Source organism: Rhizobium sp. WSM409 (assembly GCF_057653825.1).
On the sequence record NZ_JBYGKP010000002.1, the window covers coordinates 148,728 to 173,751 of the forward strand.

Here is a 25,024-nt window from a genome sequence, read left to right on the forward strand (position 1 = left end):
GGTGCCTCAGTTGATGGCCGGTTCCGGCGTCTTGCCACCGAATTCGGTTGTCAGGAAATCAAAGTCGCAGCCTTTGTCGGCCTGCTCGATATGCCCGGAGAACATAAAGCCGTAACCGCGTTCATAATGCCGCGTCGGCGCCACCCAGGCGGCCCGCCGCGCTGTGATCTCTTCTTCGGAAACCAGCATATTGAGGCTGCGTGCCGGAATATCAAGCTCGACCATGTCCCCCGTCCTCAGCAGCGCCAGAGGCCCGCCAACATAAGATTCCGGTGCGACATGCAGCACGCAGGCGCCGAAACTGGTTCCGGACATGCGGGCGTCCGAGATGCGTACCATGTCGCGCAGGCCGAGTTTCAACAGCGCCTTTGGCATCGGGATCATGCCCCATTCCGGCATGCCTGGTCCGCCCTGTGGGCCGGCATTGCGGAGAACGAGAACCGTGTCCGGCGTCAGCGGATAGTCGGGATCGTCGATGATCTTCTTCATCTCCGCATAGCTGTCGGCGACCAGCGCCGGGCCACAATGACGATGGAATTTTGGGTCGCAGGCCGCCGGTTTGATGACCGCGCCGTCGGGACACAGGTTTCCCTTGAGCACGGCCAGCGAACCTTCGTGATAGACCGGGTTCGACAATGGCCGGATAACGTCGTCATTGTAGATCTTCACCTGGTCGAGACCATCCACCAAGGGTTTTCCCATAACGGTAATCGCGCTGGGATCCAGCTTGTCGCCGAGCTGCTTCATCAGGGCGCGCAAGCCGCCGGCATAAAAGAAATCCTCCATCAGATAGGTCGAACCGGAAGGCCGGATGTTGGCGAGAACCGGCGTCGTACGACCGATGCGATCGAGATCATCGAGCTCCAGCGGGACGCCGGCGCGTCGCGCCATGGCGATCAGGTGTATGATGGCATTGGTGGAGCAGCCGGTCGCCATGGCGACCGTGACCGCGTTGTCGACAGCCGCCGGAGTGATGATCTGGTCCGGTGTCAGATCCTCCCACACCATATCGACGATGCGCCGGCCACAGGCCGCAGACATGCGCTGGTGGTTGGCGTCGGCAGCCGGGATCGAGGATGCGCCCGGCAGCGTCAACCCCATAGCCTCGGCGATCGCCGTCATCGTCGACGCCGTGCCCATGGTCATGCAATGGCCGTAACTGCGGGCGATCCCGCCTTCGATGCCCTGCCACTCCTCCTGGGTGATCGTGCCGGCGCGGCGCTCGTCCCAATATTTGAAGCCGTCGGTACCAGAACCCAGCGTCTTGCCGGCATAGTTGCCGCGAAGCATCGGGCCGGCCGGCAGATAAATGAAGGGAATGCCCATGCTGACTGCGCCCATGACAAGGCCTGGTGTGGTCTTGTCGCAGCCACCCATCAGAACGGCGCCATCGACAGGATGGCTCCGCAGCAGTTCCTCAGTCTCCATCGCCAGCATATTGCGATAGAGCATCGTGGTCGGCTTGACGAAGTTTTCGGAAAGGGAAAGAGCGGGCAGTTCCATGGGGAACCCACCCGACTGAAGAATTCCCCGCTTCACCCATTCGGCGCGTTCACGGAAATGCATGTGGCACGGCTGCGCATCGGACCAGGTGTTGATCACGGCAATGATCGGCTTTCCCTGCCAATCCTCCGGCGCGTAACCCATCTGCATGGTCCGCGACCGGTGGCCGAACGAGCGTTGATCATCCGGCAGCATCCATCGGGCGGACCGCAATTGCTCGTAGGTTTTCCTCGCGGTCACGGCTTTCTCCCACCTTTTCGCTTGCTTACTTCAGCGTTTGCACCAACTGATATTTTAGTTTGACATATATATCAATGGCAAGTTTGCGTTCTTGTGCATTAGGTCATGCAAAGCTATGAATGGACTCGAATAGGACGCCTCAGATGAATTCCCAGTTCGCCTCTACATTCGGCCTGACCGCGCCCGGCTTTCCAGTCGTTGCCGGCAGTACCGTCCAGCGGGTCTATGATGACCTGCGAAAGCGTATCATTACTATTCAGCTGCCGCCGGACACCACACTGTCGCGCACTGAGCTCACCGAGACTTATGAAGTCAGCCAGACGCCCATCCGCGACGCATTGCAGCTCCTCAAACAGGAGGGTCTGGTTCGCATTTATCCGCAGTCCCGCACTGTGGTGACCAGGATCGACGTCCTGCAGATTTACGAGGCACATTTCCTTCGCGTGGCGCTGGAAACGGAAGTTTGCCGCCGCCTCGCAACCGATCCGGATCCGGATCCGAGCGTCGTTACCCGCGCCCGGTCGATCATCAAGATGCAGGCGGCAGTCGCCGACGACGTCGATCAGGTCGCGATCTTCCAGGAACTCGACGAGCTCTTTCACCAGACATTGTTCGCAGGCGCAAAGCGCAGCAGCCTCCACCAGTTGATACGCGAGCGGTCCGGCCATCTCGAGCGCATTCGTCGCCTGCATCTGCCCGAGAAGGGCAAGATCGTCAGCATTCTCGATGGGCACCACGCCATCATCGATGCGATTGCCGCGCGCAACGAACAGGGTGCGGTCGATGCAATCCGTGAACATCTCAGCCAAACCGTCGCAAAAGTGGAAGACCTCAGGAAGGAGTTCCCGGACTACTTCGTCTGATCTGCCGCGCCGCGGGTTTGCCGGATCAATTGACCGGCGTCAGCAGCGGCCTGCCTGCGAAGAAGGCGGCAAGGTTGTCGACCGTCAATTGCGCCATCCTGTCGCGCGTTTCCTCGGTACCGCTGGCATGATGGGGATAGAGCACAACGTTGTCGAGCGCTGCAAAGCGCGGATCGGGATTGGGTTCGTTGAGGTAGACATCGATGCCGGCCGAGGCGATCCGCTTTTCCTGCAAGGCCTTGATCAAGGCCGGCTCGTCGACCACGGTGCCCCGGGCAATGTTGATGAAGCTGCCCGTCGGTCCGAGCGAATTCAGCACGTCCGCCGAAATCAATCCTTCGGTCGAGGCCCCGCCAGGCGTCGCGACGATCAGGATATCGGCCCAGTCCGCAAGTTTGACCGGCGTGTCGAAATAGGCAAAATCGTTGCCGGCTTTCTTCGTCCTTCCATAATAGCCGACCGTCAGCCCGACAGCTTCGCATCGCTTGGCAATCGCCATCCCGATGCGGCCGAGGCCGACGATCCCGGCCTTCTTGCCCCACGTCGATGTCGTCAGCGGCATCATGCCCTTCTGCCCCCAATCGCCGGAGCGCACATAGCGATCGCCTTCCGGCAGGCGCCGGCGTGCCGCCAGCATCAGAAGCAGTGCCATGTCAGCAACGTCGTCGCACAGCACCTCGGACGTGTTGGTGAGCTTGATGCCGCGCCGTGTCATCGCCTCGACGTCCATCTGGTCGTAGCCAGCCGAGGAACAGGCGGCGAGCTTTAATGCCGGCAATTTCGAAAGCAAGGCTTCGTCGATCGTCACATGGCCGTTGCAGACCAGGGCGGAAGCGATCGGGCCGGCTTCCCGCAAGAGAGCATCGCGCTCTTCGCCTTTGACAAGATCCAGCCGGTGCAGCGTGTAGGTCTCCTCCAGGATCGCCATCTGATGGGGCCGGAGCGGATAGGCGACGATGACATCGGGCTTCATGCGGAAACGAGTCCTTCCTGTCGTTGGCGGGCGGCGCGTCGGGTGGCCTGGATCTCCGGATCGGGGTCGAGGCTCGCGGCAAGAAGTGCCTGCGTGTAGGGGTGGGAGGGCGCGGTGAAGATCTGTTCGACCGGCCCCTCCTCGACAATCTCGCCGGCCTTCATGACGATGACACGATCGGCGAAATCGCGAACCACCGGCAGGTCGTGCGCAATGAAGAGGTAGGACAGGCCGAATTCGCGACGCAGGCCCTCAAGCAAGGCGATTACCTGCGCCTGGATCGACACGTCGAGCGCCGAAACCGCCTCGTCGCAGATGATCAGTTTCGGCTCCATCGCCAGCGCCCGGGCAATCGCGATGCGCTGGCGCTGGCCGCCGGAAAACTGATGTGGATACCGGTCGGCCATATCCGGTTTCAGGCCAACCTTGACCAGCAGTTCGGCCACTCTCTCCTTCCATCTCGCTTTCGGCAGGATATCCGGGTGAATGACCCAGGCCTCTGAAATCAACCGGAACACGCTCATCCGCGGGTTCAGTGACTGGGTCGGATCCTGAAAGACCATCTGCAAATCGCGACGCAGCCCGAATATTTCTCTGGGGGTCATCGCAAGCAGATCGTTGCCGCGATAGAGAACCTGGCCCTCCTGCGGATCATCGAGGCGAACGATTGCCCGGGCAAGGGTCGACTTGCCGGAACCGCTCTCGCCGACAACGGCAACCGTCTCGCCGGGCATGATGACGAAATCCACGCCCTTCAGCGCCTGGAATGCGCCGAAACTCTTTTTCAAGCCGATGGCGCGCAACAACGGCTCGCCCTGCCGGTCACGCTCTTGCGCCATCGCACCCTTCCCCGGCGCGGCAGCTATCAGCTTCTTCGTATAGGCGTTCTGCGGGTTGCGATAGACTTCGGCCGCATTGCCGGTTTCGACCACGCAGCCGGAATTCATCACCACCACCCGGTCGGCGATCTCGGCAACGACGCCCAAATCGTGGGTGATCAGCAACAGGCCCATGCCGGTTTCCTGCTGCAACTCCTGCAGAAGTTCGAGCACCTGCGCCTGCACCGTCACATCAAGCGCGGTGGTGGGTTCATCCGCGATCAGGATATCGGGCTTGCAGGCGATCGCCATGGCGATCATCAGGCGTTGCCGCTGGCCGCCGGAGAACTGGAATGGATACTTTCGCATTGCCGCCTGCGGATCGGTTATGCCGACGCGCCCGATCAATTCGAGCGCCCTCGCGCCGGCGCGCTCCGCCGACTGGCCATGCGTCGTCATCATCTCGGTGATTTGCCAGCCGACCGGATAGACCGGATTGAGGTGGGCGAGCGGGTCTTGAAAGATCATGGCGATCTTGGCACCGTTGATCGAGCGCCGCTCCTCGGGCGTCATTTTCAGCATGTCGCGCCCATTGAGGAGGATTGTGCCGCTGGTGATCTTGCCGGGTGGCATGTCGATCAGGTTCATGATCGCCGAGGCCGACACGGATTTGCCCGAACCGCTTTCCCCGAGGATCGCCAGCGTCTCGCCGCGATCGAGATGCCAACTGACATCCTGCACCGCCTTGACGGTCCCGCTGGCGGTGTGGAACTCGACCGAGAGGTCACGCACTTCCAAAAGATGTTCAGCCATTTTTCCTGCCCCTCATTTCAAGGCGCCAGCGTTGTGTCGGATCGAGCGCGATGCGCAGCCAATTCGACAGAAGGTTCAGCGACAGCGTCGTCAGAATGATTGCAAGGCCCGGCCAGAAGGAAAGCCACCAGGCATTGGTGAGATAGGGTCGTCCTTGCGCAACCATGAGACCCCAGGTGATCTCCGGCGCCTGAATGCCGATTCCAAGGAATGACAGGGAGGATTCGGCCAGCATGACGAAGGCGAAATCGAGCGTCGCGATGGTCACCAGCGTGGGGAAGATCACCGGCAGGATGTGATGGAAGACAATCCGCCAATACGATGCTCCCATCACCTTCGCCGCCTGCACGAACATCCGCTCGCGCACTTCCAGCACTTCGGCGCGCGTGGTGCGCAGATAGATGGGGATGCGGGTGATCGCCAGGACGAGGACGATATTGGTGACCGAGGGCTCGAGCATGTAGAGCACGATCACCGCCAGAAGCAGCGACGGAAAGGACATGATGACGTCGCCGAGGCGCATGATCCATTGAGCAGCAGAAGAGCGGCTGTAACCTGCGACCAGACCGAGCGCCGTCCCGACGACGGATGATGCAAGCACGGCTGCCGCGGCAACCAGGATGGTGTTTTGCGCCGCCACGATAACGCGGGCAAGAAGCGGCCTGCCCAGCGCATCGGCGCCGAGGACATAAAGCATTCCGCGGGTGATATCGAACGGCGGCGCGTTCCGGCCCCGCAGGTTCTGCTTGGTGGCGATGGCTTCCAGCAGGAGCGGGCCAAACAGCGCACAGAGCAGAACGATCAAGAGGAACAGAGCCGCGAAGAAAGCGAGCTTGTCCGCCCACAGCATCGTCAGCCAGCGCCCGATCGGGCCGCTTGGTTTTTTCTCGGCGAGGATTTGTGTGTCGGCCATCGTCATCGCTCAATACCGGATGCGCGGATCGAGCAGCGCATAGGCGATGTCGATCAACAGGTTCATGATGAAGATCGCCAGTGCCGAGACCATGATGACGGCCAGCACGACGGCGAAATCGCGAAGCAGGATGGAATCGATCATTAGCTTGCCGATTCCAGGAAAGCCAAACACCGTCTCGACGACGACGGCACCGTTCAAGATGGCGGCCGCCTGGTCGCCGATGACTGTGATCACCGGCAGCATGGCGTTGCGCAGTCCGTGAATGAAGATGATTGAGTTCGAGCGGACCCCCTTGGCGCGGGCCGTCTTCACATAGGCGGAAGACAGAACACTGATCATCGAGCCTCGGACCACCTGCAGGATCAGGCCGAAAGGCCGGATGAACAGCACGCTGACCGGCAGGACCCAGTGCCAGAAAGTTCCCGTTCCCGATGTCGGCAGGACATGCAGTTTAACGGCGAAAATGACGATTGCCACGATGGCCAGCCAGAAATCCGGCGCCGCAGCGCCGATCAGCGAGAAGAAAGTGGCAAGACGGTCGAAGACGCCGCCGACGCGAAACGCCGCAAGCGAACCGATGACGATCGCGGCGATCGTGACCAGCACCATGGTGATGGCAGCCAGCCAGAAGGTCCAGACGAAGGCCTCCAGCACGACATCCATGGCCGGACGGGCCTGCCGCAGTGACTGACCGAAATTGCCCTGGGCAAGATCCGAGACATAACGGCCGAACTGGATGATCAACGGATCGTTGAAACCGTTCATCTCACGGAATTGCTGGCGCATTTCGGTGGTCGCATCGATCGGCAGATAGAGGTCGGTCGGATCGCCCGTCAGCCGGGACAGGAAGAACACGATGACGATAAGCACCACGAGCGATACGCCACTGGCGATCGCGCGTTTGCCGATGAAACTCTTCATGCCACTCCTCCCGAGTGAACCCCATGGGGTCGTGATGTCCGGTTTTTCGTCTTCGTTTGTGCTGCCTGTGATACCCCTCCGGCAACAGGCACGGCTCGACGACCAGTCCCTGTAACTGAAATATTAGTGCATCTAGAATTTTTGTGAACCCCAAAAATGATCGGGGCTTATCGCGGCGGCTTGCGTCGCCATGTCATGCCGCGGGTTCCAATAATGGCCGCGCCGAAGATCACAGCCGCGCCGATCCACGTCTGTACGGCTGGAACTTCCGCGAAAAATGAGAAGGCCATAAGGGCGACGACGGGCAGTCGGAGAAAGTCGAGCGGTGCCAGAACGCTTGCGGTCGCCATACTGAAGGCGCGCGTGATCAGCGTCATGTTGAGTGCGCCGAGTGCCCCTTGGAGGGCAAGCAGTCCGAGTTGGCTCCAGGTCGGCATCGACCAGACCGGCAGCATAACGATCAGGCCAAGCGGTACCGTCGCTATCAGATTCCATGCAACCAGCCGGTCGGCACTATCCCTCAATGCCATCCGCCGGAGCATCAATTGGCTGGCCGCCGTCAAGACCGCTCCTGCCAGCGCAAAAAGCAGCCATTGGTCGAAACCGGACGCTCCAGGGCGAATGATGATCATGACGCCGATAAAACCTGCGACAATGCCGGCCACGCTGGAGATGCCGACATGTTCCTTGAGCACCAGCCACGCACCGAGAACGAGAAACATGGGCATGGTGAAATTGATCGCCGTGGCATCGGCGAGTGGCGCGTGGGCAAAGGCGACGAACAAAGCAACCAGTGAGGCAAGCTTCAGACCCGCACGCACGACATGCAGAACACGATAGGGAGAGGATTTCAGGTCGACCCGCGACACGATCCAGGGCGTGACGACAAGAAGCCCGAAAAACGACCGGAAAAAGCCGATCATCAATGGATGCACCTCGCCGGCCAGCAAACGCACAATGACTGCGTCGAAACTATTTAAAAAAGCGGCGGCCACCATCAAGCAGACGGCAAGGCCCGTGCGACCAGGCTGCATCACGCTTCTCCTGATCGAACAAGGGTGAACCCTGCTATATGGGCCATTCGATACAGCTGCGCGTTGAACCGGCAATCCATTGGAAATAAAGCCTTCCTGGCGTGTCTGCTAATCTCCGGTCTCCCAACGGTTTGCCGCGGCTGAGACCGCTCATTCTTGCCAGGGGCCGGCAGCATCCATTATCTCCGGCGCGGATTAACGGCTTTATCTCAATCCATCGGCCGCCGTCCACACTGACAGAGCGCACTGCTGACGGGGCCGCCCTCGCCCCCGCTAGTGGATCACTCCGTTCGTTTTCGCCCGGTTCGAGAACTGGTGGACGAGCATGATGCCCTGCTCAAGGAGTAACTCGGCGGCCTGCAGATCGCGCGGCGTGAGATCGCCGGATAGACCGCGAATCGTATTGGCGACGCAGATGGAGTTGGCGACGAAGCGGGCGTCGCCCTCCCCTTCCGCCTCCTCGGCCGTTGCTTCCAAGGCGTCGGCGACGGTGTCGAGCAGGCTCGAGCGTTCGACGAGCGTCATGTCGTTCAGGGTTTTGGAAATGCCGTTCATGATTGTCTCCTCGCGTGTGCTCAAGGCGGATCGCAGCTCCGTTTTCTCGATTTCAGTGACGTGGCGGTGACTGTCAGATAGGATGGTTGTTTTCAGAAGCAACTCATGGCTGCCGCGCACCTCACGCATGAGTGAAGCGAGATCGGACGGCTCAATCAATAATTTCGGGCCGATCATTCCAGATGGGTCAGGAGGTCGGCAAGCATCGGTCGCTGCCCTTTCAACAGCTTTATGGCTGCGTAGGGCGGGGAAAACCATCCCGCGCGATCGACCTCCGGAAAGCTCTTTACCCGGCCTGACCGTGGTGGCCATTCCATTTCAAACTCGGAACTCTGTATCGCGTTCACGTCCAGTACCGGATCGGCTTCGATCGACCACGCGACAACCATCTTTCCGCCAGGTTGTCGGTATTCGCCCAACGGTGTGAACCTGCCATCGACTGCTACCCCCAGCTCTTCGGCAGTTTCCCTTATTGCCGCCGCGAGCTCATCTTCTCCAGGTTCGATCAACCCCTTCGGGATCGACCACGCAGCCTCGTCTTTCTTAGCCCAGAAAGGACCGCCCGGATGGACGAGAAGCACTTCGATGTCCCTGGAAACACGTCGGTATAGCAGAAGTCCGGCGCTACGGATGACCATCGTTTTGTGCCCTTCTTGCGTCGATCACGAGGCCAGGCATTCCTCACAGATGCCGCAGCCGTCCTCGTCCATCCACCGACGCCGGCGCTTGCAGCAAAGGCAAGCACGACTATCCGGTTGTTCCTTTGTGTCTTCCGGTGGAATGATCTCGATCGTCGTGTCGATTAGAGTGTCGGCCACAAGCTCCGCCATCTCGTCGCTCCATTAGTCTGTTCTAAATAAGATAGGAGCGGCAATCGATACCGGCAAGCTCTCGACGCCGGTCGGAGGGCCAAATGGCATGCCGAACCCACATTCGAGCGCTGGGCCTTCTTGCGACAAGTGATATAGTTAAATTTCGGTTGTCCACCTGGACGATACGATAAAGGAATTATTCCATGGGAGACCAGAAACGCCCGCTGCAACCAGGAGAAACTGCCCCCGCCTTCGCACTCGCCACGGCCAACTTCGACGGAACCGTCTCTTTCGCCGACTTGAGCGGTCGCCCGTTCGTGATCGGGTTCTTTCGCGGGTTGCACTGCCCGTTCTGCCGGCGCCAGCTAGAACAGCTTGCCGGCGTACAGCCGACCCTGCGCGCCGCCGGGGTGGAGACCGTGGCCGTTATCAACACGCCGGTAGAACGTGCCCGCCTGTATTTCCGCCACCGGCCGACGCCAATAACACTTCTATGTGATCCGGACTGCCGCACGCATCGGGCCTACGGCGTGCCGCATGGCGAGTTCCTGCCCGAAGGGAGCTGCGAGCAGCCCGAATGGCCCTATGGCGCAACGATGGCGCAATTCCAGGCGGCACGCATCAACCCCACGGGTGAGCTACCGGAACCGCTGCACCCGATGGAAGCCAACACGGCGCTCAACGCCAAGGACGGCTTCCAGCTTGACGAGGCCGATAATGCGATCTTCGCGAACCATGCTACTCAGCTCGTCGGGCACTTCCTGGTCAATGCGAACGGCACCATCGGCTGGACACAAATCGAGGCGCTCGACGGACCGAACAGCCTCTCCATCTTCCCGACCGCGGCGGAGATCATCGCCGCCGCTGACAGCCTTGGACGCTGACTGCAGCGAACCCGTCCGCCAGTGTTGGCGAACTCGTCTCCGACCTGTCATCAGCTTGAGCTCCATGTCACGTTCCGCCAGTCCGCAAAAATCATCAGGTTAGACGGACCTCAACCGCTTTTCGGTTTTCGCGTCGAACAGATGCAGTTTGCTAAGGTCCGGGGTAATGACGATCTGGTTGCCGGCGTGGAGATCAAGGCGCTCTCTTACCGTCGCAACGAGGTGATCCGCACCAAACTTCGTGGTTACCTGGATCTCGGCACCGGTGGGTTCGACGAGGACGACCTCAGCGGCAACAGGACCCTGTCCGATTGTAAGGTGCTCAGGGCGAATGCCGTAGATAAGCTGCGCGCCGCGTTCCAATGGCGCTGCTTCGGGCAGCGGCAGCCTAGCTCCGCCGTCCGTGATCAACTCCAGCGGCCCTGACGTGCTGACCTGGCCTCGAATAAGGTTCATCGCCGGCGAACCGATGAAGCCCGCCACGAAAAGGTTTGCCGGCCGGTCGTACAGATCCAGTGGCGAGCCTATCTGCTCGACGAAGCCGTCCCGCATCACAACAATCCGATCGGCCATTGTCATGGCCTCGATCTGATCGTGAGTGACGTAAATGGTCGTTGTCTTCAGTCGCTGATGCAGTTGCTTGATTTCCGAGCGCATCTGCACCCGCAGCTTCGCGTCCAGGTTCGACAACGGTTCGTCAAACAGGAAGACTTGCGGATTTCTAACGATGGCACGGCCCATCGCCACACGTTGGCGTTGGCCACCCGACAGATTTCTCGGATATCTGTCGAGCAGATGTTCGAGCCCAAGAATTTCAGCGGCTGCTCGAACACGTTGCCTGGTCTGTTCCTTGGGTGCTTTCGCCAGCTTCAGCGAAAAACCCATATTCGCCTCGACTGTCAGATGGGGGTAGAGCGCATAGGACTGGAAAACCATCGCGATATCGCGTTCTTTTGGTGCGACATTGTTCACGACCTTGCTGCCGATCGATATCCGGCCAGCTGAAATCTCTTCGAGGCCGGCGATCATCCGCAACAATGTCGACTTCCCGCACCCGGACGGACCGACCAGGATCACGAATTCGCCGTCTTGGATATCGATGTCCACCCCATGCAGAACCTCGAAGTGACCGTAGCTCTTGCGGGCATTCGCCACACTTACTGACGCCATAACTTTCTCCGGCTGAATGTTGATATCTTCGGGACGCAGCCGCTTGTCTGACACGGCTGTCGATTGCTCATCGGCTTGCCGTGGCGGCTGAATAAGGTGCCAATACCGTGTCGACCGCAGCAAGGCAGAGTTCGCGGGCCTTCGGAGCGACCCGCTTTGACACCACGTCGGAATAGAGTCGACCGAGATATTGGCTGATCAGAGTTTCGGGAATTTCGTCGGGGAGCCGGCTGAACAATTCGCCGACCGCGGCGGATGCGCGAGGATCCGGCCAGTAATAGCGAATTCGATCACTATAGCTGAAATGCCGTTGCAGTCGCTCCTCATCGGGACTGCCGCCATAATGGCCCGTCCAGCTTGCCGGCTGCTCGACCATGATTTTTTCCATGGTCGTCCCCAGTCCGGTTCGTGGCGTCTTCCCGGCAAGCACATCAGCGATCGCATCGAGACCGTATAGCGCTTCGCGCAGCGCGAAAGTCAGCCCCGGCCCGACCTTGAGGATTGCAAAGCCGCCGTCAACGAGAGCAGACAAGGCTTCGGCCGGTTGGTAGTCGGTGGAATGTGCTTCGAAAACCAAGCCGGGCATGTCGTCCAGCGAACCAATGAGGCTCTTGGCCCGTTCAGGCTTGTAGAGCGCCACGTCCGTGTTGCCAAATTCCACGCCCGGCTGAACCACGATCCCAATGACCCGCTCCATTGCCGACGCCAAACCTACTTCGGCAAACGACGCCCGATGAACTGCCAGCGTTTTCATCGCCGCATCGGCCCGCGTAATTTCGATGTCTTCGAGTGCGTGCGTTGCACCACCCGGAGGCGGCACCTCGGTTCCGATGATATAGACCGGCGGACGGCGGCCTGAACGAAGAGCGGCCTCCTCAGCGGCCTTTGCCAATCGAGCGGCTCGCGCCGCGGTCAATTCGTCATCGAGCGCCGTTGGTTCACCGGCACAGCCCATCGACGTGTCCAGGTGAATCTTTTCAAACCCTGCCTCGACATAGGCCGTCACCATAGCGGTAGCGCGCAGCATTGCCTCCTCGGCCGCCAACTTTCTCCATGGGTTGGGACCGAGGTGATCGCCTCCCAGGATGATGCGTTCGGCCGGAAAATCAGTCGCTGCGGCGATGTCCTCGATGAACCGGCGAAAGTCCACAGGCGTCATCGCCGTATAGCCGCCCTCCTGATTGACCTGATTGCAGGTGGCTTCGATGAGGACAGCCCGGTGCTCCATGCCGGCCCGCCGAAGGGCTGCCTCAATGACCAGCGGATGCGCCGAGCAGACCGAAGTGACGCCATGGGGAAAAGGCAGGTTCCGGGCACCGAAAAGCTTTCGCAACGCGATCTGCCGGTTCTCTTCGATCGACGTCATGCGAGCGTCACGACCTTCGTCAGGTGACGGGGAGAGACCGTGTCGATTTGCCGAGCCTGCGCGGCCCGTTCGCCGAGGACCTGCAGCGCCGGAAGGACAACGAGACCCGCAAGCGACAGATCGACACCGACGGCGAGTTCCAGATCGCCTGGACCACCCACACCGATGACGACTGCGCCTTTTTCTCTCAGTTCTCCCACCAGTTTCGTCTCCGCCTCCCTCTGGTCGGAGCTGTACAGCATGACCGCAACCGTCTTCCCGTCAACGAGGCTGATCGGCCCATGCCGGTATTCCAGCGGGTGGAAGGCCTGGGTCATGATCTGGCTCATTTCCATGAGCTTGAGCGCTCCCTCCAGGGCGACGCCGAAGAGCGGCCCGCCACCGAGAAAGACGAAGTGCGACCGGTCGGCGATAATTCCAGGAAGTGCGGCATCGAGAGCGCTTGCGAGCTGGCGGGCCGAATTCACGACGGAGGCAGGAACCTTCTGCCCGATCATCTGCAAACCGAGAAGGACCATGAGGCTCGCCGATACCGTCATGACGATCCCTTCGTCCGGATGGGTTTCGGCCGCGATCATCCGATCGCAATTTTTTGCCAGAGAGCTTTTCGGTTCGACGGTTATCGCCGTCACGAAGGCGCCGGCGGCGCGGCTTGCCTTTGCCGCGGCGACCGTTTCTGTCGTCTCGCCGCTGCGGGAAAGCGCGACGACGTGCGTGTTGCGCCACTCCGGCCAGAAAGCCGACGGCCGGTTTTGCCATTCGGCGCCGGGCACCGCGATTGCCCTTCGTCCGGCCATATTGGCATAGGCTGCCAGCGAAAGTGCAAGATTGAAAGACGTGCCGCAGCCGACGAAGACGAGCAGCTCCGCGCTCTCGATAGCTGAATTCGAGCCGATCGCCTTCTCCCAGTAGGGAAATTGCTCGAAAATGACTTTTTCGGTCGTGTTCATGAAGTCTCCGATTATTTGACTGAACCAGCCAACAGGCCGCTGACGAGGTAACGGTTGAGGAAGATGACGACGAGGGCGGGGATGACGATGGCGATCGAGCCGCTCGCTGTGATCAGGCCGTAGTCGATGAAGTTCTTCGTTACGAATTCCGGAATCAGAACCGTTAGCGGCTTCGTCGCCTGCGGCGAAAAAATGAGCGGTACGAGATACTGTCCCCAGGCACCCAGAAACGTAAGGATTGCCGCTGCCGTCAGACCCGGTCCGGCCAACGGCAGGACGATATTGAAGAAGATGTAGAGCCGGCCGGCTCCGTCGAGTTGTGCCGCCTCTTCCAGTGAGATCGGAAGAGCTTCGAACACGCTCCGCAGCAGCCATAACGACAGGGGCAGGAAGGCCGAGACATAGATCAGCGAGACGCCCAGATAGGTATCGACGAGATGCAGCTTGATCATGATCTGATAGAGCGGGATCAAGACGGCGTAGGCAGGAATGGCGAGGGTCGCGACGACCGCGACAAAAAGCGCTTTGCGGCCGGGAAACTGCAGCCTGGTGAACGCGTAAGCCCCAAGTGAGGATATCGCGACGCAAAGCAGCGTAGCGGCGATCGATGTCACCACGCTATTGAGCAATGCGGCACGGAACTGTTTGAACACCTCCACACCCCCGATCCGGGCGATATTGATGCCGAGCAGCCGCGAGTAGTGATCGAGCGTAAAGTGCTGCGGAAAGAAGTTGATCGGTCGGGTCGAAAAGTCTTCGCTGGGCGTAACCGAACTCGCGATGGTCCAGTAGATCGGCCCCAGAGACCAGATCAACAGGACGACGACACCGGTCCAAATCATCATTCGATAGGCAATAGTGGATCTCATCAGTCGAACCGTGTGTTGCGATAGACACGAAGGACGTAGACCAGCGAAATCAGCAGAGATACGAGAGTGATCACGACCGATAGCGCCATGCCATACGAGAAGCGGAGATTCTGGAAGGTTTCGAGGTAGATTTGGACGAGCACCGGCCGGGTCTCGAGGCTGGCACCCGCCAGAACCCAGGCCTCGTCGAAGAGATTGAAAGCGTTCACGGTTGCGTTGGTCATGGCGACAGCGATCGCACTGCGAACCAGCGGAAGGGTTACCCATCCAAACATCTGAACGCGCGTGGCCCCATCGATCCGCGCAGCCTCGTAGAGATGGGCAGGTATGCTCTGCATCGCGGCAAGAACGATGACGATCGTCAAAGGCATCATGCGCCAGACATGGACGACCGTTACGGCGACGATGGCGCTGGTGCGATCGTTGAACCAGACATGATTTTCGAAGGGGAGCCCGAGCGCCGAAAGAATACCGTTCAACAGACCCGCACCCGGTTGATAAATCCAAAGCCAAATGACCGAATTCACAACGCCGGGCAGCGCCCAGGGCAAGATCACCGCTGCGAGAACCCACTGCCGCCCGACCTTGATCTGATTGATGAGAGCGGCGGCAAGAACGCCGAACACGGTTTCGGCGGTGACGGCCAGAACAACGTACATGAGCGTGTTGCTCCAGGTCGTCGCGAGTTGGCCATCCGACAGCATTCGGCTGTAGTTTTCCAGGCCGATGAATGGCGTGCCGGCCTGCATGGGGTTGACCCTGTGCAGGCTGTCCCAGACGGTTCTTCCCATCGGGTAGAAGACCAAAGCTGCCATCGTGAGAACGATGGGCGACACCAGCAGCAAGCCGAGTGTGGTGTCGGCGTTGAAGCCGACCCCACGTTTGCTCGTGGCCTCTTCGGACGCCAAAGCTGTCATTGCGCCATTGCCTGCTTGGCGGCGGAAGCGATGGCCTCCATCGCCTGGTCGACGCTCATCTGTCCCTTGGCAGCGCTATTGATCGCTGTGTTCACGCCGCTGGAAAATTGCGGGTACCAAGGCGGCGTGCCTTGCGGGAACAGCGGCTCAACCGTCTTCGATTGCGCCACCAGAGCGTCGCCGCTGTTCAGCTTTCCGGACTCGTTGAGTTCGGAAAGCGCCGACGTGCGTGTCGGCAGGAAGCCGTTCACGGCATTCTTCTTCTGGAAGTCCTTGCTGGTAAACCATTTGACGAAGGCAATCGCCGCCTCCTTGTTGGGAGAGACGTTTGGAATAGCCAGCGCTTCCGGAAGGCCGAAACTGCGCGTTTCGCCGCTTGCCGTCGGCACGAGGATCGCCTCTACCTGGCCGGCGACTTTCGACTGCTTGGGATCGTTCATCTGGCCAAGACGACCAGGCTCGCCGGAGATCATGATGCTGGTGATGCCCTGCGCGAACATGCTCTCATTGATTTGGCTGTCCTTCAGGCCGGTAGACGCCGGATCGACCAGGCCTTCCTTGAGGAGCATCAATTCGAAAGCAAGCGCCTTGTAACCAGCCGAATCCGGCGAGGTGAAGAGCGGATTGAAGTCCTTGTCGAAGAGTTCGCCACCGAAGGCCTTGGTCAGCAGGTACCAGCTCGTTGACGCGCCTTCGGTCGCTGAAACCGGCAGGCCGACCGGATACTCGACAATACCCTTTTCCTTGATCTTCTTAGCTGCAGCGACCAGGGCGTCCAATGTTTTCGGCATCTCGGTGATGCCTGCATCCGCGAAATGCTTCTTGTTGACGAGCATCACCCGGAAGTCGTTGGTGTAGGGAATTCCCAATAATTTGCCGTCAACCGTGAAGATCTTGGCAACGCCGATATCTTTCACCGTATCGGCGTCGATCACGTCGTTGAGCGGCATATACCAACCGGCCGCGCTGAACTGACCGGTCCAGGACCAATCGAATTCGGTCACATCCGCTGGCGCTGTACCGGCAACCAAGGCTGTCACCAGCTTCGGGCGGATGTCGTCCCACGACAGGGTCTGCAGGTCGACGTGAATGCCGGTTTCGGCCTCGAAGTCAGAGGCGATGTTCGGTCCCTGCGGCGATGGCATGAGCACCGTGATCGACTGACCGGCAAGCGGCTTGGCGTCCTGGCCCAGAGCGGGTGCGGCGATTGCCAAGGCCGCCGATGCAAGTAGAGGCAAGATCAATTTATGCATGTTCCCATCCTTCATTATTCTTGAGCTCAATTACTGGGATGCGCAGTCACCGCCTTCGGCCGTGGCCACGATTTGCCCGAACCAGCCGTCGTCTAACGGCCAGTCGAGAAGTTGGGCGGCAGCCAGGAGCGCGCCGCCAATCGGGGGAAGTTTCGGCAAAGCCGGAGGCCTGCCAATTCGCCGTTCAAGCGCCTGCAAAAGAAGCCGGCTCGAAAAAGTACCGCCGGCATAGGTCCAGTCGGCATTCGGATCACAATGGCCGGCAATTGCCGCATGATGCTTCGCCAGTTCATCGGCGGCCTGCTCGATCAAGCCGACCGCCCCTTTATCGCCGCCAAGTGCGACCTGATCGACGAGGGCCGAAATTGCTGCAATATCCGCTCGTGGGTTCGCCAGGGAGCTGGCCCAATCGCCGAGCCCATTCATCGGATTGCTCAAGTCGATGCGAAGATGGTCAAACAAGGCCTTTGCGAGAGCCGTTGTCGGGGCACGCCCGTCCAGGCTTTGGCTGACGAGATTGAGCGCCCTCTGCCCGATCCAATGGCTGCTGCCCTCGTCACCGATGAGGTCTCCCCAGCCGCCGGTGCGCGCCGACTGGCCTTTGGAATTACGCGCCCATGCCATTGAACCCGTGCCGGAAAGAAGGAGGATACCCGGCTCGCCGGCAAAAGCACCAAGGTGCGCCGCGTCGACATCGTTGAGGACGCGGCGGTGGACGTTTAGGAACAGGCGCTCGATCGCATCGCGCTGTAGAGCCGACAAGCGCTCAACCTCGCCGTAGGCCGGCAGCGCCGCGGCGACGGCCGCCAGATTTCCTTCATCGAGAAAGGGAAGGAGATGCTGCTCCAGCTCCTGGAGCCAATTCGGATTGTCCATGGGATTGACGCCATGGCCACGGGAACGCCGCAATATCCGGCCACGCTTGTCCGCGAGGGCAACCAGCACCTTGCTTCCGCCACCGTCGATGCCGAGGATCAGCTCGTTGCTCACTCTTTCGCCCTCAGATCGGCGATCGTTGCGTCGACGCCGAAGTTGACAAGCTCGTCACGCCAATGCCGCGAAAGCCCGGAATCGGTAATGACTTTCGCGGTGTCCAGCGGCGCGACCTTGTAGGTCGCCGTGGTTCCGAATTTCGAGGAATCGGCCAGGACGAAACGATTGGCCGACCGAGCCAGCATGCGCCGGTTGAGGCTCGCTTCCGCACTGTCCACGCTGTAGATCGAGCCGTCGGAACTAATGGCGCTGGCGCCAAGAAAGAGCTGGTCGAACCATAAAGTTTCCAGCATTGCCTCCGCCTGAGGTCCGACAAGCGACGCATTCTCGCTGCGCAACTGACCGCCGAGAAGCACCACTTCCAAATTCGGAATATTCAGGAATTCCTGCGCTACCGTCAGGCCGTTGGTGAATATCCTGAGCGGCATGGGGTTGATGCGAACGAGGCGCGCAAGCTGCAGGACGGTGGTTCCCGCGTCGAGAAAGATCGCCGTACGCGGATGAAGCAAGTCGTAGGCGGCGGTGGCAATCGCCCGCTTCGCCGATAAATGGCGCTTTTCCCGCTCCTGAAATGCAACCTCAACCGACGATCCTTCGGCAATGCGCGCTCCACCATGCACGCGATCAATGGCGCCCTCCTGCTCAAGGATCTGCAGGTCTCTACGAACGGTGGCAAGCGATGCTCCGATCGCATCGGCAAGCGCCTGAATGGTCGAAAAGCCGTTCGCGTAGAGGTGGCTGCGAATGGCATCCAGTCGATCGACCTTCACTCCAACTGCCTGGCTCAACGAAAACCTCCCTCACGGCCGATCCCAATTTCAATCATGCTTTCATTTCAAATGATCAATGTCAATCAATTTCCTGACGTTTTTTGATTTATTGGAGGGCGCTGGAATGAAAAAAACGCGCCGTGAATTCACGACGCGTTTAAACGAATGAACTGCCATGCGCTTGTGGCTGGCTTATCCGCGGGATCTCACTGATATCTCGGCAACAAATCGCCGTGTGCGACGATCAGGTCGTCGACAAGGTTCCAGATTTGGTCTGGCGACAATTCCGCAGACGTATGCGGATCGAGCAGAGCGGCCTGGTAGATGCGCTCGCGGTTTTTTGTAAGAGCCGCCTCGACCGTCAACTGCTGAACGGAAACGCTCAAGTTCATGACGGCGGCAAGCTGAGAGGGGATCCGACCGACCCGGACCGGCTGAATTCCGTTTCTGTCGACATGGCAAGGCACTTCCACGATGCATTCATCGGGCAGATTCTCGATCAGGCCGTTGTTTGGGACATTGCCGTATATCAGCGCCGGGTTGCCGGTTACCGCGGCATGAATGATGCCGGCGGCATACTCATTGCTGCGGCACACCTCGATCGGCTTGTCGCCTTCCAGTTCCTTGCGCAGGGCATGCCATTCATTGATCTGCACCTCGCAGCGCCGGATGTATTCGTCCAACGGAATATTGAGCTGATCGATCAGATCCCCTCGTCCCTCCTTGATGTACCAGGAGGTATACTCGGAGAAATGTTCGCTGGATTCGGTGACGAAGTGGCCGAGCCGTTTGAGCACATCGAACCGCACCCGATCGTCCGACGGGACGCGGCCATCGGCGGCGAGCGCGTTCAGTCTCGGATAAAGATCTTCCCGCCGTCCGTCGCTGTGAACTTTCTCATATTTCAGGAAGAAGCCGACGTGATTGATCCCGGCCGAAATATAGTTCACGTCGGCAATGTCCTCGCCGAGGCATTGCGCGAGATGCCCGGCTGTGTGCTGCACGCTATGACACAAGCCGACGGTGCGGATTTCCGGGGCCAGATCCTTGATCGCCCAGCAGTTGATGGCCATTGGGTTGACGTACTGCATCAGAAGAGCCTGCGGGCAAACCTCCTGCATGTCTCGGCAGATCGCCTCAAGGACTGGTATCGTCCGCAAACCGCGGAAAATGCCGCCAATGCCAAGGGTGTCGGCGATCGTCTGACGCAAGCCATATTTTTTTGGAATGTCGAAGTCCGTGACGGTCGCCGGTTTGTAGCCACCGACCTGCATCATGAGGATGACGAAATCGGAACCGCGCAGCGCTTCCCGCCGGTCGAGCGTGGCGTCGATCCTGACGTTTGAAAGCTTAAGCGACTCGCACATCCGGCGAGCGACGATCTCTGAGGTCTTCAGCCGCTCTGGATCGATATCGAAGAGGCCGATGACGTAGTCGCCGCCTCTCTGCGAGGACAGGACGTCTCCCAGAATGTTCTGTGCAAAAACGGTGCTACCAGCGCCTACCAGGCAAATCTTCGGCATTGCAATCTCCCCAAGGGTTGTGATTGCTTATTGCTCCTTCTAGATCGAAATTTCTTCCTGACATAGGCCTATTAATTCCGGGATTCGAGTCTCAGACACATGAAACATACCCAAAGCCGCGGCGAATGGATTGGATCCCGAGGGCAGTTCCTGATCGAGCGTCACATCGCTGATGCGATGGCCGCACCGCACTGGCACGACCACGTTGAATTAAACCTGCTGATGGCGGGCCGGATGACCTACCTTTTTAATGGAAGGCAGGAACAGGTTGAGGCCGGCCGCCTGGTTTTATTCTGGGGCGCAATTCCGCATCAGACGATCGCTGTTGCCGAAAACGCACCGCTGGTGTGTCTCTATCTTCCCCTTATCGATTTCCTGGGTCTGCCGGTGGACAGAAAGGCCAGGCAGTCGATCATGCAGGGGAGGTTTCTGGCGCAGGCAAATCAGGAAACGATGGATGCGTTGACACTCCCGCGATGGGAAAAGGAATGGCAATTCGGCAGTGCGGCAAGACGGAAATTGATCGTCGAGGAAGTACGACTGCGAATACGGCGTCTGATCCTGGACAATGCCGAAATCGACAATTCGCCAACCAATGTCTCTCCGACATCGTTGGCCGGCCAGGCAGTGCGACACGTCGAGCTACTGATCGACCTCATCAATATCCGATATGCAGATCCGATTAGCGTACCCGATCTCGCCAAGCTTGCGGAAATGCATCCAAGCACCGCCAACAGCGCTTTCCGAAAGGTTTTGGGAATATCAGTCAACGAATACCTGACCCGACACCGGATTGCCCGGGCGATGCAGCTGCTGACGGACACGGAGGATCCCGTCCTCCAGATCGGCTTTGACTGCGGGTTTGGTTCCAGCAGTCGCTTTTACGAGATTTTCAAGGAGCGAACGGGTACGACACCCCGTCATTTCCGGGAAGCGGTGAACTCCAGGACCACTCCGGCGCCTTGATGCGATATGAACTGTCGACCTCCAAATTGCTCGCGGGATCGACAAGAACGAGTTGATGCTGGATATTCCGGCGTTAGGATCGGAGGCGGTCCGTGAAGAAAATCTCGGATTGGTGGCAAGCTCAAGCGGTGGCCGCATTCGAAAGCTGTTGGCGCAAAGCCCACTCCTCCTTCGTCAGAGTCTTGATGTCGAACTGGTCGCGCGTCCTGGCATAGGTGTGGCCGCCCATTCTGCCGACGGCATCCATTCGCTGCTGGTCGATGTGCAGGTTCGCCGGATTGACCGCATCGCTTCTGACATGGACACCGAGCACTTCGCCGAGGATGATTTCGCGGGCGGGGCCGACCTGCAGGGTCGTGTGGCGGCGGCATTCGAGTGCTGCGGGCGCTGCCAGGATGCGAGGGCTTCTGACCATCTGTCCCGGTACCGTTACCAGTCCGGCTTCGGAGAGTTCGTCGACCTCGGGCCCGAACTTGATGGCGCAGACCTCCATCTGGTCGACAAGGGCGTCATCGCAGATATGGACCGTAAACTCGCCGGTTTCGCGGATGTTGCGGGCCGTATCCTTGAAGCGCATGTCGGAATAGTTTTCGACGCCGATGGCGACAATCGCGGGATCATGGGTCAGAACGTTGAAGAAGCTGAACGGGCCGGCATTCGGCTTGCCATCCTTGCTCACCGTCGTCACCAGCGCGATCGGGCGGGGAATGACCGTGCCGATGAGGATCTTGTAACGCTCGCGCTCGGTCAGTTTGGCGAAATCGAAATGCGTGTGTTGTTTATGATGGGTCATCTCAGGCCTCGGCAGCGACGCGGTGGGTTTCAAGCGGGGTATGGCGGCTGAGGTTCTCAAAGCCGTCCTTGGTCACGACATACATGTCGCCGATATTGCAGCCGGCCGACAGCGGTTCCAGCCACTGCGTGTGCAGCACGAAGACCATGCCCTCCTCCATCCTGTCGTAGTTATGTGAGGAGATGTTGAAGCTGTTCTGGCCGCCTGCCATGCCGACCGAATGGCCGAGGTTCGGATTGTGCGGTCCGTGCGTTGCCGGATAGACGTGCATGAGTTTGCGGCCCTGCGCCTCCCAGTCTATGTCCTTCACATACTGATTGGGGATCAGGCGGGCCCCGCCGTCTTCCATCGGCGACCAGTTATAGGGCATGGTGCGCGCCTCGGGTGAGGTCAGCATGCCGCGCTCGATCATCGGTTCGAAGGCAGCATTGTTGACGTCGCGCATCAATGCGCCGGGCTTGATGAGCTTTTCGGCCCGCTTGACGCCCTCGGTGCAGGCGGCAAGCACCTCCTCCTGACGGCTGGTGATGTCACCAATCGCGATCATGCGGGCGGTCTGGGCGGTATAGCCGCGATAGGTGACGTTGGAGATGTAGAGGTTGATGAGGTCGCCTGAGCGGACGATGTGGCCATAGGGCTTGCCGCAATGGGTGCCGAATTCGTTGATGCCGATCTGGTAGCCGTCGCCGGTTTCGCCGCCGAGTGCCATCTGCGCATAGGTGAAGGCGGCGAGGATTTCATGGTCGGTCACGCCTGATTTTGCCACATGATAGGCAGCCTGCGTGCCGATGCTGATCAGCTGGGCGGCGGCGCGGAAGATCTCGATCTCGCGCGTCGAGCGGACCTTCTGCATGCGGTCGAGGATGGCGTTGTCGGCGACGAACTTGCTCTTCGGCATCAATTCCTCGAGTGCAGACCAGAAGGTCAGCGACGTGCGGTCGCCGATCCTGCCGATCTGGGCCTTGGTGAGACCGAGACTGGAGAGAACCTCGGCGCATTTTTCGGCAGTCTTGATGACGGAATCGCCGGGGCGGTCGGCATATTCGCGGCCGATCGGACCGATCTGCCAGATTTCGTCGACAAGAACGGGCTCGCCGCCCGGCGGGAGCAGGACGGACTGCGTGAAGAAGGAGAGAAGCACCATCGCCTTGTCGGCGTCGGTCGGGATGATCAGCACGCCTTCGCGCATCCAGTCGCAGATGTAACGCAGATAGGCGTTCGAAGCGTGGAACCAGCCGACGCTGCCGGCATGGACGATCAGCGCGTCATGACCGGCTTCGATCGCCTGACGGCGAATTCGGCGAAGGCGGTCCTCGAACTCTTCGACAGCAAGCGGCAGCGGCGCGGAGAAATCGAAATCCGGCTGGAAATCGGCCAGCAGCGATCCCATCCGATAGCCGCCTGCGTTTGTTGCGCGCATGTTCATCAGTGTGTTCCTTCCAAGTTCAGGCATAGGTCAATGGCGGATCGTTCAGGCCGGCCGCGGCGGCGCGAGAACGCGCCGGGCAACCAGCAGTCCGACCAGCGTCACGGCGATCAGAATTCCGGAGATTGCCGCGACGCGCACATCGAGGGACTCCTCGATCAAAGCGAACATGCGCAGCGGCAAGACGGTCGTTCGGGCATCGGCGAGGAAAAGCGATACCGACACATTGTCGAGCGACTGGATGAAGACGAGGAATGCCCCGGCCAGAATGCCGGGCATCAGCAGCGGCAGGGTGACGCGCCGCAGTGTCCTGAACCAGCTCGCGCCCATCGTCGTCGATGCCTCGGCAAGCGAGGGATTGAGACCCTGGGCGACGACTGAGGCGGCGCGGTACATCAGCGGCCCGAAGACCACGACATGGCCTGCTACGGTCAGCCAGAGCGACGGCTTGAAGCCGATGAAATTGGCGACGATTAAGGCGGCGAGGCCGTAGACCAGGCTCGGCAGGACGAGCGGGGCGAGCAGCAGCGGCTCGATGGTGCCGGCGGTGCTGCGCTTCATGCGCGTCATGCCGATGGTGGCCGGAACCGCAAAGATCAGCGATCCGAGGACGGCAAGGCCGGCAATCTTCAGCGAGTTCCAGGCGGCGATATGTTCGGTTGCCGAGCGAACGGGATCGAGCAGCGCCGCGTACCACCTGAGCGAAAAGCCCTGCGGCGGATATTTCAACGTCTGCCCCGAGGTAAACGACATCGTCAGCGCGATCACGATCGGTGCGACGAGATAGATGACGCAGAGCCCGCCAAATCCGTAGACGAATGCCTTGTAGAGCATGACGGGAATGGGATTTTCGCGACGATCAGCCATGACCGACCAACCTCCTGTGACGGGACATCGTGGTAAGGGCGACCAGCAGGCAGCCGGTGGACAGCAGCAGGACGACGGCGATGGCCGAGGCCAGCGGCCAGTCGAACAGCGTACCGACTTCGCGGTAGATCAACTGCGGAACATAGACGTTGCGCGCGCCGCCGATGACGGCCTGAGTAACGAAGGAGCTGCTGGTGCTGGCAAAGACGAGGATCCAGCCCGCCAGCAGGCCCGGCAGCATCAGCGGCAGAAGCACGGTCACAAGGATGCGCCAGGGACCGGCGCCGGAAACCTGGGCGGCTTCCGTCAGCTGGACGGGCGTGCGTGACAGGATGGCGATCAGCGGCAGGATGATCAGCGGGAGGTCGATCTGGCACATGGCCATGACCAGGCCGAGTTCGGTAAACAGCAGGCTGGTCGGCATTCCCGTCAGGCCGAGCGCAGCGAGCGCTTCGCTGATCGGCCCCTGGCGTCCGAGGATGACGATCCAGGCGAAGGTGCGCACAACGTTGCTGGTCAGCATCGGAATAAGCGTCAGGAAGATCAGCACCTGCCGCAGGTTTCGGCCGCCGTGCCAGTAGAGGAGTGCGATCGGCACGCCGAGCAAGGTCGTGCCGATGACGGTTTCGAGCCCGAGCCTTGCGGTATTGACGAGGACACGGAAATTGAACGCGTCGCCGAAGAAGCGGGCATAATGGTCGAGAGTCGCTCCGCCGGGACCGGCGAAGCTGAAACCGACGAGGACGGCGAGCGGCGTTGCGAAGAACGCCACGGAAAGCAACAGCATCGGTAGGACGTATGGGAAGCCGCTCGCCTTCATCACATCACC

Annotated in this window: 25 protein-coding genes; 3 read left to right on the forward strand and 22 right to left on the reverse strand. The window is 60.0% G+C overall.

Annotation, left to right across the window (positions count from 1 at the left end):
• Window positions 1-6: 6 nt before the first annotated feature.
• Window positions 7-1,743 (reverse strand): L-arabinonate dehydratase, encoded by a 1,737-nt coding sequence (gene araD / locus AC25BC_RS24265; protein ID WP_017996183.1) that lies wholly within the window; start codon window positions 1,741-1,743, stop codon window positions 7-9.
• Window positions 1,744-1,886: 143 nt separating this feature from the next.
• Here araD and AC25BC_RS24270 point away from each other — a divergent pair, with 143 nt between their 5' ends.
• A complete protein-coding gene (locus tag AC25BC_RS24270) occupies window positions 1,887-2,606 on the forward strand; it encodes a GntR family transcriptional regulator (protein WP_003562449.1) in 720 nt (239 codons plus the stop codon).
• A 25-nt stretch (window positions 2,607-2,631) separates the two neighbouring features.
• Here the strand turns inward: AC25BC_RS24270 and AC25BC_RS24275 are convergent, their stop codons facing one another.
• From AC25BC_RS24275 to AC25BC_RS24310, 8 genes are all read right to left on the reverse strand, one after another.
• Window positions 2,632-3,579 carry a 2-hydroxyacid dehydrogenase gene (locus AC25BC_RS24275; RefSeq protein WP_128438826.1) on the reverse strand — a complete coding sequence of 316 codons (948 nt, stop codon included), beginning with the start codon at window positions 3,577-3,579 and terminating at the stop codon, window positions 2,632-2,634.
• Window positions 3,576-5,210, reverse strand: coding sequence for an ABC transporter ATP-binding protein (locus AC25BC_RS24280; protein WP_128406695.1), 1,635 nt, complete (start codon window positions 5,208-5,210; stop codon window positions 3,576-3,578). Before AC25BC_RS24280 ends, AC25BC_RS24275 begins: the two co-directional genes overlap by 4 nt.
• Window positions 5,203-6,129, reverse strand: coding sequence for an ABC transporter permease (locus tag AC25BC_RS24285; protein ID WP_017996180.1), 927 nt, complete (start codon window positions 6,127-6,129; stop codon window positions 5,203-5,205). Before AC25BC_RS24285 ends, AC25BC_RS24280 begins: the two co-directional genes overlap by 8 nt.
• A 3-nt stretch (window positions 6,130-6,132) precedes the next feature.
• Entirely contained in the window at window positions 6,133-7,047 is a 915-nt protein-coding gene (locus AC25BC_RS24290; protein ID WP_012755654.1) for an ABC transporter permease, read from the reverse strand.
• Between the two features lie 167 nt (window positions 7,048-7,214).
• The gene (locus AC25BC_RS24295) at window positions 7,215-8,081 is read right to left on the reverse strand and encodes a DMT family transporter (protein WP_128438825.1); all 867 of its coding nucleotides are present in this window, start codon (window positions 8,079-8,081) and stop codon (window positions 7,215-7,217) included.
• Between the two features lie 273 nt (window positions 8,082-8,354).
• A complete protein-coding gene (locus tag AC25BC_RS24300; protein WP_020487077.1) occupies window positions 8,355-8,636 on the reverse strand; it encodes a hypothetical protein in 282 nt (93 codons plus the stop codon).
• Window positions 8,637-8,809: 173 nt separating this feature from the next.
• Window positions 8,810-9,274 carry an NUDIX hydrolase gene (locus AC25BC_RS24305; RefSeq protein WP_128438824.1) on the reverse strand — a complete coding sequence of 155 codons (465 nt, stop codon included), beginning with the start codon at window positions 9,272-9,274 and terminating at the stop codon, window positions 8,810-8,812.
• Window positions 9,275-9,298: 24 nt separating this feature from the next.
• Window positions 9,299-9,466 (reverse strand): hypothetical protein, encoded by a 168-nt coding sequence (locus tag AC25BC_RS24310; RefSeq protein ID WP_164902768.1) that lies wholly within the window; start codon window positions 9,464-9,466, stop codon window positions 9,299-9,301.
• 185 nt (window positions 9,467-9,651) lie between these two features.
• Between AC25BC_RS24310 and AC25BC_RS24315 the strand changes: the two genes are divergently transcribed.
• On the forward strand, window positions 9,652-10,332 hold the full coding sequence (locus AC25BC_RS24315) for a redoxin domain-containing protein (protein ID WP_128438823.1): 681 nt from the start codon (window positions 9,652-9,654) through the stop codon (window positions 10,330-10,332).
• A gap of 99 nt (window positions 10,333-10,431) precedes the next feature.
• Here AC25BC_RS24315 and AC25BC_RS24320 read toward each other — a convergent pair whose 3' ends face one another.
• From AC25BC_RS24320 to melA, 9 genes are all read right to left on the reverse strand, one after another.
• Window positions 10,432-11,502: an ABC transporter ATP-binding protein gene (locus AC25BC_RS24320; protein ID WP_128438863.1), complete on the reverse strand. Its 1,071-nt coding sequence runs from the start codon at window positions 11,500-11,502 to the stop codon at window positions 10,432-10,434.
• 67 nt (window positions 11,503-11,569) lie between these two features.
• Window positions 11,570-12,868, reverse strand: coding sequence for a D-tagatose-bisphosphate aldolase, class II, non-catalytic subunit (locus tag AC25BC_RS24325; RefSeq protein ID WP_128438822.1), 1,299 nt, complete (start codon window positions 12,866-12,868; stop codon window positions 11,570-11,572).
• Window positions 12,865-13,818 carry an SIS domain-containing protein gene (locus AC25BC_RS24330; RefSeq protein ID WP_128438821.1) on the reverse strand — a complete coding sequence of 318 codons (954 nt, stop codon included), beginning with the start codon at window positions 13,816-13,818 and terminating at the stop codon, window positions 12,865-12,867. The genes AC25BC_RS24325 and AC25BC_RS24330 overlap by 4 nt, the downstream gene beginning before the upstream one ends.
• A gap of 11 nt (window positions 13,819-13,829) precedes the next feature.
• Entirely contained in the window at window positions 13,830-14,663 is an 834-nt protein-coding gene (locus AC25BC_RS24335; RefSeq protein ID WP_206615923.1) for a carbohydrate ABC transporter permease, read from the reverse strand.
• 23 nt (window positions 14,664-14,686) lie between these two features.
• A complete protein-coding gene (locus AC25BC_RS24340) occupies window positions 14,687-15,604 on the reverse strand; it encodes a carbohydrate ABC transporter permease (protein WP_012755663.1) in 918 nt (305 codons plus the stop codon).
• Complete coding sequence (locus AC25BC_RS24345; RefSeq protein WP_032996979.1) at window positions 15,601-16,857, reverse strand: ABC transporter substrate-binding protein; 1,257 nt, start codon at window positions 16,855-16,857, stop codon at window positions 15,601-15,603. The genes AC25BC_RS24340 and AC25BC_RS24345 overlap by 4 nt, the downstream gene beginning before the upstream one ends.
• A 30-nt stretch (window positions 16,858-16,887) precedes the next feature.
• Entirely contained in the window at window positions 16,888-17,847 is a 960-nt protein-coding gene (locus AC25BC_RS24350; protein WP_017996171.1) for an N-acetylglucosamine kinase, read from the reverse strand.
• Entirely contained in the window at window positions 17,844-18,638 is a 795-nt protein-coding gene (locus tag AC25BC_RS24355) for a DeoR/GlpR family DNA-binding transcription regulator (RefSeq protein ID WP_017996170.1), read from the reverse strand. Before AC25BC_RS24355 ends, AC25BC_RS24350 begins: the two co-directional genes overlap by 4 nt.
• Window positions 18,639-18,826: 188 nt before the next feature.
• On the reverse strand, window positions 18,827-20,143 hold the full coding sequence (gene melA, locus AC25BC_RS24360) for an alpha-glucosidase/alpha-galactosidase (protein WP_128438820.1): 1,317 nt from the start codon (window positions 20,141-20,143) through the stop codon (window positions 18,827-18,829).
• 99 nt (window positions 20,144-20,242) lie between these two features.
• Between melA and AC25BC_RS24365 the strand changes: the two genes are divergently transcribed.
• A complete protein-coding gene (locus tag AC25BC_RS24365) occupies window positions 20,243-21,109 on the forward strand; it encodes a helix-turn-helix domain-containing protein (protein ID WP_128406688.1) in 867 nt (288 codons plus the stop codon).
• A gap of 121 nt (window positions 21,110-21,230) precedes the next feature.
• Here AC25BC_RS24365 and AC25BC_RS24370 read toward each other — a convergent pair whose 3' ends face one another.
• The 4 genes from AC25BC_RS24370 to AC25BC_RS24385 are packed head-to-tail and all read right to left on the reverse strand — an operon-like array spanning window position 21,231 to window position 25,015.
• Window positions 21,231-21,902, reverse strand: coding sequence for a flavin reductase family protein (locus AC25BC_RS24370; protein WP_113545595.1), 672 nt, complete (start codon window positions 21,900-21,902; stop codon window positions 21,231-21,233).
• Window position 21,903: 1 nt separating this feature from the next.
• A complete protein-coding gene (locus AC25BC_RS24375) occupies window positions 21,904-23,328 on the reverse strand; it encodes a M24 family metallopeptidase (protein WP_113545594.1) in 1,425 nt (474 codons plus the stop codon).
• 45 nt (window positions 23,329-23,373) lie between these two features.
• Window positions 23,374-24,195 carry an ABC transporter permease gene (locus AC25BC_RS24380; protein WP_128438819.1) on the reverse strand — a complete coding sequence of 274 codons (822 nt, stop codon included), beginning with the start codon at window positions 24,193-24,195 and terminating at the stop codon, window positions 23,374-23,376.
• Window positions 24,188-25,015: an ABC transporter permease gene (locus AC25BC_RS24385; protein ID WP_113545592.1), complete on the reverse strand. Its 828-nt coding sequence runs from the start codon at window positions 25,013-25,015 to the stop codon at window positions 24,188-24,190. Before AC25BC_RS24385 ends, AC25BC_RS24380 begins: the two co-directional genes overlap by 8 nt.
• Window positions 25,016-25,024 lie beyond the last annotated feature (9 nt).